This window comes from Spirosoma spitsbergense DSM 19989 (assembly GCF_000374085.1).
In the GTDB taxonomy this organism is placed as follows: Bacteria; Bacteroidota; Bacteroidia; order Cytophagales; family Spirosomataceae; genus Spirosoma; species Spirosoma spitsbergense.
On record NZ_KB893570.1, the window covers coordinates 13,788 to 26,091 of the forward strand.

The window sequence follows — 12,304 nt, forward strand, 5'->3', positions numbered from 1 at the left end:
GCTCGTTTTTACGTTGGTCAGTAAGTCGCGCCGGCACAAACGCCAAACAGCAAAGTAAAAAAATCTAAAACCGTATATGAATTTCTGGGGCGATGAGCAGTTCACGTTTTTTGAAAGCATTCTGTTTTCGGCATTGGGCCATTCGGTTACTATCAGCGACATGCAGTTCGTGTCCGGTGGCAATATTAATACTTCCGCGCAGGTATCTTCTTCTGCGGGCGTTTTCTTCATAAAGTGGAATCAACTCGAACAGGATGTCTCGCCCGATATGTACGAAACGGAGGTTGAAGGACTGTCTCTGTTACGTCAGACGAATACCTTTTACATTCCACAGGTCATTGGGTACGACCGGCATCTGGGCAAATCCTATTTGATTCTGGAATTCATTGAGGGTGGTTTTCCCAATAAAACCTACTGGGAAACGCTCGGTAGGCAACTGGCGCAATTGCACACAAATACACAACAGGAATTTGGTTTACGGTTCAATAACTACGTTGGTTCCTTACCACAAACCAATACGTTGACAACCGATGGGTACGATTTCTTTTTCGACTATCGCCTGTTGCCTCAGGCCGGCATGGCACTTTATGAAGGTTTGTTGCCTAAAAAATCCTACGACGCCCTTTTCCGTCTGCGCGACCGATTACCTGAGCTGTTGCCAAATGAAAAGCCCGCGCTACTTCACGGCGATTTATGGTCTGGCAATGTCCTGCCTACCCAACAAAATCAGCCCGCCCTGATCGACCCTGCGGTTTATTATGGATTTCGGGAGGCTGAACTCGCCTTTACCAAATTGTTTGCCGGATTTGACACTCACTTCTATAACGCTTATAATGAGGCATCTCCACTCAAGAGCGGTTTCGAGGAGCGGATAGCTATCTATAACCTCTATCCGCTACTGGTTCATGTGAATCTGTTTGGGTCCGGTTACGTTAGTGGCGTAGAACAGGTGTTAAAACGGTTCTGAAAATAGTTGTAAATCGTGAAAGTTAATGACTGACGAATGGTGCTGTTAACCAGCGTCGGCCGCTTATGACGTTTACGATTTGCAACTTCTACGACTACTTTCTTCTATGGAAATTAATTCTTTCGAGCAATTCGACCTGAACCGGCAACTCTTAAACGCGGTGGCTGACCTGGGTTATAGCGAGCCAACACCCATTCAGCAACAAACCATTCCGCTGAGTCTGGGAAACCACGACGTACTGGGCATTGCCCAGACGGGTACCGGTAAAACGGCGGCTTATCTTTTGCCGTTGCTCATGAAAATAAAGTATGCACAGGGGCAAAACCCACGGGCACTGATTCTGGCGCCAACGCGGGAACTGGTCATGCAAATAAACCAGGCCGTCAGCGAACTGGGGAAATATACTGATTTGCGGCACCTGGCCCTTTTTGGGGGGTTAGGCCCCAAAACCCAGATTGAGACACTGCGGAAAGGCGTCGATTTGATCGTCGCTACCCCCGGCCGCTTCATGGACCTATATCGCCTTGGCGAGATCGTGACGAAAGAGATTAAGACCATGGTGCTCGACGAAGCCGACAAGATGATGGATATGGGCTTTATGCCGCAAATCCGGTCTATTCTGGAGGTGATTCCAACCAAGCGTCAGAATCTGCTCTTCTCAGCCACCTTTGGTGGACGCGTAGAACGACTCTCGGGCGAATTTCTGGAAGCCCCTATAAAAATAGAGGCAACCCCTCAGGCATCCACTGCCGACATGGTTAATCAAATCATGTATGAGGTACCGAACTTTCGGACCAAAATCAATTTATTGGACACGTTAATCACGAACGACGCTTTTCACCGGGTTATCATTTTTGCCCGTACGAAAGGTACCGCCGAGAACATTTACAAGTTCCTGATCCGTAAAGTTGTTGAACCCGACAAGGTGCGGGTCATCCATGCCAACAAGGGTCAGAATACCCGTATCAACGCGATGGAGGCCTTTAAGGAAGGCAATGTGCAGGTACTGGTTGCTACAGACGTGGCCGCACGGGGCATCGATGTAGCCGAAGTCAGCCACGTTATCAACTTCGATTTACCCCTGATTTATGAAGACTACGTACACCGGATTGGCCGGACTGGCCGCGCCATGCATACGGGCGAAGCGATAACGTTTCTGACAACGGCGGAGGAATATCACGTACAGAAAATTGAAAAGATCATTCGTATGACCATCCCGCGTCACCCCTTACCCGCTGGCGTAGTGGTTACCGAAACCCCTTTTGACGAGCAGCAGGCCATGCTCCGGGAAATTGATGAGCAACGCCGGAAAGAAAATCCAGATTTTTTAGGCGCCTTTCACGAAAAAAAGGCAAAGAACGCACATGGCCCTAAAGTACGCTCCAGTGACCGGTCAGGTGCTACTGCGGGTACGAAGTCAACTCCACGCACCGCAGGGCAAAAATCGGGTAAACCGGACCGCAGAACTCCTGGTTCGGCAAAGGGCAAAACGGGCGGATCAAAACGGGGCGGCAGGCGGTAATTTGCCGGTAATGTACTAACTTGGATTCCCCTTTCGTTGTATCGGGAGACAAACCGCATGCAGTACTTCCTTTCTATGAGCGTTCGCATAAAACTGATACAGTGGGCTTTAGTTGCGTTACCGCTTTTGTCGGCCGCGCAAACAAAGGAGTTCATCATATCGGCTCGTTCGGGCGATACGGTTCGGCAGTCAAACGCCAGCCGTGATCGTTCGGAATCAGTTGCCCAATCAACGGAAACCGCTCCGGTTGCCGGATTGGAAACTGAAGGAGGTGCTATCAATACCCTGCCTCTTTTTGGCGAACGGGCTAAAACGACTGCCCAGATTGATGCAGACATTCACTTCCTGAACGACTGTGACCGGAACTTCGCCAGCCGCCCCGAAGCCAGTAACTTCTTTGCTGCTCGTGGCTGGGACTATATTGCCGATGGGCAGTTGGATACGGCGGCTCACCGCTTCAATCTATCCTGGTTACTCAATCACAAAAACGTGGATGCTTATTGGGGACTGGGTGTAGTTTGCTATCAGAAAGACCAGTTACCCAATGCCATACGCATGATGCGCAAAGGACTAGCCGTTGATGATAGCAACACGGTATTATTGACAGATTTAGCTACTGTGGAGATTAAACAATACCAGCAGAAGCCAGACGATGAGCTGTTGGCTCAGGCAGAGAACCATTTACAACGGGCGATAGCGGTAAATCCCTCCGCTCCATCCTATCAAAAATTGTCGGTTATTTATTATCTAAAAGCCAATTATGGCAGAGCCTGGGAGTACTACCACCAGGCCCGTACCCTCGATCTTTCTTCCCTCGATATAGGGTATTTGAATGAGTTGCTAGCCAAGCAGCCTGATCCCCAAGGAGTATTTAAGTGAAATAGGAAAGAGAAACCATACTCTTAATTCTCCGTTTCTTCTTCTTCAACAACCTTTTCCTTCGATCGCTGGTATGTTACTTTCCCTTTCTCGTCCCATTCAGTAATCGTGTAAGGGTCAAACTCAGTATCCCACTGATTAGCCGGGTACTGCATGAGCTTCCGGCGCATCCGCCGACCGCTTGGGTTTATGGGGTAGAACTCAGTCCACCGCCCTACTTTTACTCCATTGTCATACTTACCCTCTTCGGCCACCAAACCATTTTCATGAAAAGCCATGTAGGTGCCATTTAGTTTGCCATACTCTATAGGTAAGACTTCCTTAACCTTTCGGTGCGTTGAGTCATAGTATGATAGTCTCGATTCGGCCGGAACGCCCTGATGCCAATAGGCTTTATCGAGCAGCATAAAATTAGCGTCATACTTCTCCCAGCGGCCGTCTTTCATGCCGGCATAGTAGTACCCCTCTTCCAGTAAATCGCCGTTCTGATAGCGTTTGTACGGCCCGTGAAGCAATAAACCCGCACCCTCATTCCGAACAATGGAACTGGTTACCCGACCCGAGCGCTGGTAGTAGCGAACAATATCCCGAACGTAAGTCAGTGGCTTGGTTGCATCGTTGTCGCGCAGTACATAAAATTCCTCTACAATAGTTCTGTCGCCACTACCAAACTTGGTGTATGCCTTCACCATCGATAAGCCTTCATATTCCGTTTTCGACAGTTTGTTTTTAGACTTCCGGTCGGCCTTCTGCTTTTTGAGTTGTTTTACTTTCAGACCCAAATCTGGCATGATACCCGCTACATAATCATCTTTTTGCTTTTTCAGGGATGACATGGTTGGCAGACCAAGCGTTGTTAGTGACGACGGCACAGAGGAGAAGCCGGACAAAGGTGAAGCAGGTGCGCCAGAAGGGGCTAAAACGGGCTTTGATGCCGTAGTAAGCGATGCCGGAGCCGATGGCAAGGGAACCGTTTGTGCACGCACTGACACTAACAGTGTCGTTAATGTCAATAAAGAAGTTAATTTGTATACAAAAGCAAACATGGCTATAGAACTGTTTGATGCCTGAAGTTTGTTAAGTTTGCAACGCTGTAAAAAGCCCTATTATTTTATCCATTCATCCGTCTGGCTTTCAGGCGGCTAAGCTTAGGTTCAATTTTCGTGGAAAAACAGGCTCGTATTTATGTTGCCGGACACCGGGGGATGGTCGGCTCAGCTATCGTTCGTAAGCTTCAGGATGAAGGTTACACTACTATTATTACCCGTACATCATCGGAGTTAGATTTACGAAATCAGGCGGCAGTTACTGATTTCTTCGATCAGGAAAATCCGGACTATGTTTTTCTGGCCGCTGCTAAAGTTGGGGGTATTTTAGCCAATAACACCTATCGTGCCGAATTTCTGTACGATAACCTGATGATTGAGTCAAATATTATTCATAGTGCCTACAAAACAGGCGTTAAGAAGTTGTTGTTCCTTGGCTCCTCCTGTATTTACCCAAAACTGGCTCCTCAGCCATTAAAAGAAGAGTACCTCCTGAGTGGTTATCTTGAATCGACCAACGAGCCGTACGCCATCGCTAAAATTACGGGAATCAAACTGTGCGACGCTTATCGAAGTCAGTACGGGTGTAACTTTATTTCGGCCATGCCTACCAACTTGTACGGACCGAATGATAACTATAACCTACAGGGATCTCACGTGTTACCCGCTCTCATCAGAAAGTTTCATGAGGCTAAGGTAAATGATGAGCCAACCGTTGAGGTATGGGGTACTGGTTCGCCCATGCGCGAGTTCCTGCATGCCGATGACCTTGCCGATGCGTGTTTCTTCCTGATGGAAAATTATAACGATGAGCTTTTCGTCAACATCGGTACGGGTGAAGATGTGACCATTCGTGAAGCAGCCGAGTTGATAAAGGATATTGTTGGCTTTGAAGGCGAACTACGCTGGAACACAGAAAAACCTGACGGAACCCCACGTAAGCTTATGGATGTGTCCCGTCTGCACGAAATGGGCTGGAAACACAGAACAGAACTGCGGCAGGGCCTTGAGATGACCTATCAGGATTTTCTGGCAAACGAAGTGCTTTACATTGAGTAAAGCACTCTGCGACTCCTGCTAATTTAGGAATCGTGGTATTGCAACAGTGGCCTGTTCGCTACATTTTCTTTGCCGGGTTACCAAAAACGGTGGCCCCGGCTATTACGTCTTCTACTACTACGGATCCTGCTCCGATACGGGCATTTTTGCCGATTTTAACGCCGGCTATTACAGTTACGCCCGTTCCAATAAAAGCCCCTTCTTCTACTACGGCATCACTATTTAGTATACTTCCGGTTCCAACCATAACGTAGTCACTCACTTTTGCCCGGCTTTCAATGATAGCCCCGGCCTGAATGATGCAGTGCTGTCCTACCTCAGCAAAAGGATTAATAACTGCCCGGGCGGCTACTAAGTTGCCATGCCCAATCACGGCTAGTGTCGAAACGGTTGCGGTATCATGAATCGCATTGACCGGCTGTACTTTGCGCCGTTCGTTCAGTAGTTTGACCAGACGTTTACGGACACGGGTATCCCCAATGGCAACGAATGCTTCGCATTTATTCCCAACCAGCTTCAGGAAACCATCATCATCCGTTTCGCCCAGCACCGATACAGCGCCAAACTCCTGGCCATGTAATTCTTTATTGTCATCTAACAGACCGTAAACAACAACACTATTGCGTTGAAACAGGTCTAAAGCCGTCAAGCCTAAACTTCCTGCTCCGAAAATGAGCACTGGATTTTCCATGTAGAGTGGTTTATTAAGTCAATATGAACAAGTGCTTCCTTAGCGCTATAACCTTGTCAATTTGGTAACATTTAAATAAATCTTACGTTACAATCAGCCTGTATTTTCGCCTATGCAATTAAACACGCAATTCCGGACGATAGTACTTTCTGATATACACCTCGGTACAGCCGGATCGAAAGCGAAAGAAGCTACTGAGTTTTTACGCTACTACTCGTGTCAGAAACTGATTCTCAACGGTGATATAGTCGATGGCTGGCAATTAAAGCAATATGGCACCTGGAAGAAAAAGCATACTGCCTTTTTTAAAACAGTTTTGAAGCAAATCGTTCGTCATGACACGAAAGTTATTTACCTACGGGGTAATCACGACGATTTTCTTGACCAGATAATGCCCCTTAAAGTAGGCAAGAATTTTTCTATACGTAAAGATTATACCCTGACTTCCGGCACTAAGAAATTCTACGTCACGCACGGCGACGTTTTTGACTCGATTACTTCACAAATGAAATGGCTGGCTTACCTGGGAGATATGGGCTACACGTTTCTGCTTTGGGTCAATAAATTTTATAACAACTACCGTAGCTGGCGCGGCTTACCATATTACTCCCTCTCGCAACAGGTAAAATCCCGCATAAAAAAGGCCGTCAGTTATATCTCTGATTATGAACAAAAGCTAACTGAATTGGCCCGTGCCCGCCATTGCGACGGCATCATTTGCGGGCATATCCATCAACCTGCCATTCACACCCTTGATGGTATCATTTACATGAATTCGGGCGATTGGGTAGAGTCGTTAAGTGCCTTAGTCGAAGACCATGAAGGTAACTGGAGCCTGCTTTACTACACGCCTGATTTAACGGACAATGAAACGGGCATTACGGAAAAACCAGTCGATACTACCAAACAAATTATTGATAACGCAGTCCCGGTTTAGGCTCATAAAACCCTTCTTGTTATGCGTATTCTATTTCTGGTACAAGGTGAAGGTCGGGGGCATTTAACACAAGCGCTGTCGCTGTCCCAAATTTTACAAACGGCAGGCCATGAAGTTACCGGTGCTATCGTTGGCGTGACGGCCGAGCGCAACATTCCTACTTTTTTCAGTGAAAAGTTCACGGCTCCGGTTATTCCCATCTTCAGCCCTGGTTTAGTGTACAACGCAGGAACCAACGCACTGGAACCCACTAAAACAACCCTACGGGCAATTCGGACTATCCGGCCCTTTTGGCGAAGTCTGAAGCAGGTACGGGCCATTATTGACAGACACCGACCCGATGTGGTGGTCAATTTCTACGAAATGCTGGGCGGGATGACGTATGCCCTACTCCGCCCATCGGTACCTATGCTATGTATTGCCCACCAGTACATGGCCTTTCACCCCGATTTTCAGCGGCCCAAAGGACAATGGTTTTATCGGCAGGCTTTTAAGTTCAACACGCTGTTAACCTGTTTTGGTGCACATGAGCTTTTGGCCTTATCGTTCGATAAACAACCTGATGCACTTAAAAAACGTGTTCGTATCGTACCACCCCTACTCCGGAGAGAGGTCACCGAAATAAAACCGTCGGCAGGAGATTTGTTACTGGCTTATGTTACGCAGCCTGGCCTGAAAACAGAACTGCTCAATGCACACGAGCAACACCCGGAGATTCGGATGGATGGCTTTCATTCGGGGGTGAGCGTACCGGATCAGATTATTGATGATACTCTGAGTTTTCACGCTATCGATGGCCAGCGTTTTCTGGAGTTTATGGCGCGGTGTAAAGCTATTGTTACAACGGCCGGGTTTGAGTCGGTTTGTGAAGCGGCTTATCTGGGTAAGCCTGCCCTTATGATACCACAACCGAACCACTTTGAACAGGCCTGTAATGCCATCGACGGGCAGCGTGCCGGGGTTGGAACGGCCGCTGACCGATTCGATCTGGATCAACTCCTGGCTTACCTTCCCAACTATGACACGCACCTAAGTGAACGCTTCCGGGCCTGGCATGGACAAGGGCACTTTATGTTCCTGGCGGCTATTAATCGGGCGGCTGCGTCGTCAAGTAGCTCATCGGGTGGATTCTTCTCGACTCGTATGCGTCATCTACTTCGTTCCTAGTTGGTAGAAGAACTGTAACGGGTCAGGATAACTAAATGTGTATTGTGTGACTTGAAGCAGTTTTTCGACACTGACAACCTTATATGGAACGGGGTGATCGGGTTGCTCAAACGTTGGTAATTGGTAATCGAAATCCGCACAGCTTTTTTGGTAGATGTCCCTCCGAAGCGGATGCTCAGGGGCTACAGCATTGAATACTCCTTCAAGGCGTTGCTGAATTAATGTGAGCAAAATACCCACCGCGTCATCCTGATGTAGATAATTAACGGGCACATCGCCACTGCTTATTGTTTTTCCAGCAATGTACTTACCCGGAATACGGTCGTACCCCATTAAACCACCGCAGCGCAGTACCGTGACAGCCTTTTTTTGTGCTAGTGCCAGCACAAGATGTTCAGCCTGAACCAGCGCAGGCGCAGCCGATTGCCCGGGTGTTGTTACGTCATCTTCAACAACAACCCGATTCAATTCCGGATAAACCGACGTTGAACTAACATAGATAATGTGCTTTATATCCGACACATTGATGGCCTCCGTTAGTTGCTGTATTTGTTGCGGATGAAAACCTTCACCAAACTTACCCGCTTTGGGAGGTACGTTGATGACAAGTGTATCGGCATCTAATAAACTATTTAAATCACCTACGGGGGCTGGATTCAACTGTAGTTGATAGGCTTCAATACCTGCCTGATTCAAATCAAAAACTTTGCCGGAGCTGGTAGCACTACCCTTAACTTTATTACCAGTTAACTGTAGCTGTTTTGCCAGTGGCAGTCCAAGCCAGCCTAATCCAATGATGGAAACGGTTGTATCTGCCATGAATTAGAAACCAATTCCAAACGTGAGTGTGCGGACATCCGGTCCTTTGTCGAGCTGAAAAAGAGGATTCAGGTCATATTTCACGAAAAAATTCAGACTTTGAATCCCAATGTGTGCCATAACACCATACCGGAAATTGTTGAGGTAGTAATCCGAATGCCGTCGATCTTTGCTACCATCGGCTTCTTTTATTTTCCGATAACTATCAAGTCGGTAATTGGCATAGCCTCCTACACCTATATGGCCTACTTTCCGACCATCACTGTTGTAGAATGTAACGCGTGGAACCACCGGAACCCCGATAGTACATACAGTTAATTTGCTTTTTTGTAAATCACGGCCTGCATCGGGAAAAGCAACGGCAACGGGTCCCTTTTCAACCACATTATTCCCCTCGAACATAAAATTATTCCAGGCTACCTCAACACCATAATAGAGCTTCAAGGACGCGTGTTTACCCCGAATGATGGTAGGCATGGCACCCACAGATAAAGCAATGTATCGGGAGCCAAAAGGGCTTAATGCCGGGTATGTAGGATTGTCCGATTGCTGAATGAAGTTATTCAGGCCAATGCTTATGCCATAATCAAAACTGCTCTTATCCCGTCTCCGGCGTTTTGCCTGTGTGTAGGCCCGGTTGCTGCTATCCTGCCCTGCTGGCTTTGTTCTGATGGTATCGTCTTTGCTGTTGATGACAATAGTGAATCCATCTTTCTTTTGTGTCAAGACCAGTACGGTATCTTTCAGGAAACGTTCCCCATCCTGCGAAATGGCCGTTTGACCACCCGGCACGGAATCGAGTTTCATTCCCATTTCCCGAACGATTTTATTCAGATCGTAATTCGACAATGCCTGAATACCTGCTTTATCTGGCGCATAGATGACTAGTCGGGTACGATTAGCAAATCGAATCACCAATGAGTCTGTCGGGCTTACGGGTGCTGCGTTAACCCCTGACGTGACAACCATCAACAGCAGTGCAGTCATCGTGGCTATGGTGGTAAACAGCCTATTCATCATTTTTCGGATTTATCTTTTTCAAAACTTTGTTTCAGTCCGCTATAAGCACGGCCCAGTAAACCCTGGTCCTCATTGCTGGGATTGTCGTGCCGGGCAAATACTTCACCCTGTTTGATTCGTCTGACCTGTTGCCATAGGTTGCCACTTTTGGCTTCTTTTTCAGGCTTTTCCTCATTGGTAACTACAGCAATACGTTCTTTTTTGGCGATCTGCTGAGCGGCAACCAGTGATGCGGGTTCTTCAATTGTTACCGTTAACACACGTTCGACCGGAGAAGCAGGTTTTACCGTATTCTCGGCTAGTCGATCTGTGTTCGTATCGACCGAATTAGTGGTTTTTAAATCTGACAGCCTCATATCGGTCAATTCAGCCTTATCCTCACGCTGTGGTATTTGAACCAGAACAGATTGCTCGTTTTCGGACGCAGAGGTCGCCTTATTTCTCCTTTGCCCTAATTGAACGTAGGTATTAGCTGACGACTTACTCTTCTGTGGAAGCTCTACAGGCTTATTAGCGGTAGCTAAATGATTTTCTAACTCTACCTGAACCTGTTGTCCATCAGACTTTTCCTCCATTATACTTTTATTTACTGAATTTCCGTTCTGGTCCGTCACTGGCTTTTGTGGTTTACTAACGCTGGTAGCTACCTGCTCCCCCTTCTCTAGCGACTCTGAATTAGACTGTAAATACAACCAGCCAAACAGGCAGACTAATAGCAGACAGGCAGCGATTGCCATGTATCGCTGTATGGTTATGTTAGGCCAGATTACAACGCGTGCTTCTGGTTTTACCTTGCTCATTCGTGCCTGCAACCGCTCAAAACCGTCAGGGCTGGGCGATAATGATGCGTTGCCCAGTTTGCGGGCAAACAACTCATCAATCGGCTGATTCTCTTCCTGTTTTTTCATCGTATCGGTTTAACTGGCCCGCCGTTGTAGGATAGGGTCCTTTTCTATTTTCTTTAAGTTAGCCTGCAATAACAGTCTTGCCCGGCTCAGTTGGGATTTTGATGTTCCCTCCGAAATTCCCAGCATATCGGCAATTTCTGCATGATTGTACCCCTCAATCGCGTAGAGATTAAACACTGTTCGGTATCCATCGGGCAGTTGATTGACAATCCGTAATAGATCATTCTCATTTAGTGACGTATCTGCCCAGGCATAATCTGGCTCTATCTGGATTTCTTCAATAGGTATTTCCTGCCGCCATTGTTTATTCTTCCGCAGAAACATTAGTGACTCTGTCACCATAACCCGTCTTATCCAGCCCTCAAAACTGCCATCTTCCCGAAACTGTTGAATCTTCTCAAAAACGCGCATAAAGCCATCCAGCATGACCTCCTCGGCATCGTCTCTATTAGCACAGTAACGAGTACAAACGGCCAGCATCTTGCCCGCAAATCGTTCGTAAAGAACTTTATGAGCACGGCTTTCTCCCCGCTTCACGGCAGCTATCAACTGGGCTTCAGTCGAAAAAAAAGGGATAAGTCGAAGCATAACTGTTCAGGTTCACTAGCAAGATGCAAGTTAACAGGGCCGAGGTTGCATGAGCGAAAAAAAATATTCACATAAAAAAAGGGCTTTAAAGCCCTTTTACGTAATTGATACCTGCCACATAATGCAACCAGACAACGCGTGATATTCGAAAATTGATTGGAGCAATCAGTACCATAACCGGTGCAATAATTGCTGCATACACCCAGCCTTGTGGATCATTGCCCAGATAAAATAGCAGAAAGCCTAAAACTAGGGCCACGCCCCCCGAAACGGCATAACTTACATACATAGCCCCAATAAAGTAACCTGGCTCAACTTCGTAACGCAGTCCACAATGTGGACAGAGTTCATACATGTCGTCAAATTTCCTCAAGGAATAGAACGGGCTTTTAAATATTTTCCCTTTTCTACATCTGGGACATAGCCCGTTTAACGCGGCCTGCAATTTCGAGACGTCTTCCATGCTCCTGTTTGCTATTCCGATACCACAGGTAGCCAATAGTGGCAACAATGAGATAGGGAGCCACAAATAAATATAAAATACCTAGATTAAGATTCGATGCTACTCCACTCCGGCCATTGCTTACTGTACTCTCTACAGTTCCCCTACACATAGCACATTGGGCCATTAGGTCCGGAGTAAGTGCCAATAGGCAGATTATCAATACCCACACTTTCCAACTTCTCATCTCTTAAATCAG

15 protein-coding genes are annotated in these 12,304 nt (G+C 47.1%); 7 read left to right on the forward strand and 8 right to left on the reverse strand.

Going from position 1 to position 12,304, the window contains the following annotated elements:
• Nucleotides 1-76 precede the first annotated feature (76 nt).
• From B157_RS0123355 to B157_RS0123365, 3 genes are all read left to right on the forward strand, one after another.
• The gene (locus B157_RS0123355; RefSeq protein WP_020605732.1) at nt 77-967 is read left to right on the forward strand and encodes a fructosamine kinase family protein; all 891 of its coding nucleotides are present in this window, start codon (nt 77-79) and stop codon (nt 965-967) included.
• A 106-nt stretch (nt 968-1,073) separates the two neighbouring features.
• The gene (locus tag B157_RS0123360; RefSeq protein WP_020605733.1) at nt 1,074-2,489 is read left to right on the forward strand and encodes a DEAD/DEAH box helicase; all 1,416 of its coding nucleotides are present in this window, start codon (nt 1,074-1,076) and stop codon (nt 2,487-2,489) included.
• Nucleotides 2,490-2,564: 75 nt separating this feature from the next.
• Entirely contained in the window at nt 2,565-3,368 is an 804-nt protein-coding gene (locus B157_RS0123365; RefSeq protein WP_020605734.1) for a tetratricopeptide repeat protein, read from the forward strand.
• Between the two features lie 23 nt (nt 3,369-3,391).
• Here B157_RS0123365 and B157_RS0123370 read toward each other — a convergent pair whose 3' ends face one another.
• Nucleotides 3,392-4,204, reverse strand: a complete 813-nt coding sequence (locus B157_RS0123370) for a toxin-antitoxin system YwqK family antitoxin (protein WP_020605735.1) — start codon at nt 4,202-4,204, stop codon at nt 3,392-3,394.
• On the opposite strand from B157_RS0123370, the gene B157_RS0123375 reads away from it, so the two are divergent.
• Nucleotides 4,203-4,439 (forward strand): hypothetical protein, encoded by a 237-nt coding sequence (locus B157_RS0123375; RefSeq protein WP_020605736.1) that lies wholly within the window; start codon nt 4,203-4,205, stop codon nt 4,437-4,439. The two genes, B157_RS0123370 and B157_RS0123375, sit on opposite strands and share 2 nt — an antisense overlap.
• A 92-nt stretch (nt 4,440-4,531) precedes the next feature.
• On the forward strand, nt 4,532-5,473 hold the full coding sequence (fcl, locus tag B157_RS0123380) for a GDP-L-fucose synthase (RefSeq protein ID WP_020605737.1): 942 nt from the start codon (nt 4,532-4,534) through the stop codon (nt 5,471-5,473).
• Nucleotides 5,474-5,531: 58 nt separating this feature from the next.
• Here fcl and B157_RS0123385 read toward each other — a convergent pair whose 3' ends face one another.
• Nucleotides 5,532-6,164: an acetyltransferase gene (locus B157_RS0123385; RefSeq protein ID WP_020605738.1), complete on the reverse strand. Its 633-nt coding sequence runs from the start codon at nt 6,162-6,164 to the stop codon at nt 5,532-5,534.
• 112 nt (nt 6,165-6,276) lie between these two features.
• On the opposite strand from B157_RS0123385, the gene B157_RS0123390 reads away from it, so the two are divergent.
• The gene (locus B157_RS0123390; protein WP_020605739.1) at nt 6,277-7,101 is read left to right on the forward strand and encodes a UDP-2,3-diacylglucosamine diphosphatase; all 825 of its coding nucleotides are present in this window, start codon (nt 6,277-6,279) and stop codon (nt 7,099-7,101) included.
• Nucleotides 7,102-7,122: 21 nt separating this feature from the next.
• The gene (locus B157_RS0123395) at nt 7,123-8,268 is read left to right on the forward strand and encodes a glycosyltransferase family protein (protein WP_020605740.1); all 1,146 of its coding nucleotides are present in this window, start codon (nt 7,123-7,125) and stop codon (nt 8,266-8,268) included.
• Here B157_RS0123395 and B157_RS0123400 read toward each other — a convergent pair.
• The 6 genes from B157_RS0123400 to B157_RS39855 all read right to left on the reverse strand — a co-directional run bounded on the left by B157_RS0123400 (nt 8,254) and on the right by B157_RS39855 (nt 12,292).
• Nucleotides 8,254-9,087 (reverse strand): Rossmann-fold NAD(P)-binding domain-containing protein, encoded by an 834-nt coding sequence (locus tag B157_RS0123400; protein WP_020605741.1) that lies wholly within the window; start codon nt 9,085-9,087, stop codon nt 8,254-8,256. The genes B157_RS0123395 and B157_RS0123400 overlap by 15 nt on opposite strands.
• Nucleotides 9,088-9,090: 3 nt before the next feature.
• The gene (locus tag B157_RS0123405) at nt 9,091-10,074 is read right to left on the reverse strand and encodes an outer membrane beta-barrel protein (RefSeq protein ID WP_245565228.1); all 984 of its coding nucleotides are present in this window, start codon (nt 10,072-10,074) and stop codon (nt 9,091-9,093) included.
• Nucleotides 10,075-10,103: 29 nt separating this feature from the next.
• Nucleotides 10,104-11,015: a hypothetical protein gene (locus B157_RS0123410; RefSeq protein WP_020605743.1), complete on the reverse strand. Its 912-nt coding sequence runs from the start codon at nt 11,013-11,015 to the stop codon at nt 10,104-10,106.
• Nucleotides 11,016-11,024: 9 nt separating this feature from the next.
• On the reverse strand, nt 11,025-11,603 hold the full coding sequence (locus B157_RS0123415) for an RNA polymerase sigma factor (protein WP_020605744.1): 579 nt from the start codon (nt 11,601-11,603) through the stop codon (nt 11,025-11,027).
• Between the two features lie 85 nt (nt 11,604-11,688).
• Nucleotides 11,689-12,066: a DUF983 domain-containing protein gene (locus tag B157_RS0123420; protein WP_026308918.1), complete on the reverse strand. Its 378-nt coding sequence runs from the start codon at nt 12,064-12,066 to the stop codon at nt 11,689-11,691.
• A complete protein-coding gene (locus B157_RS39855) occupies nt 12,011-12,292 on the reverse strand; it encodes a hypothetical protein (protein WP_084761862.1) in 282 nt (93 codons plus the stop codon). Before B157_RS39855 ends, B157_RS0123420 begins: the two co-directional genes overlap by 56 nt.
• Between the last annotated feature and the right edge of the window lie 12 nt (nt 12,293-12,304).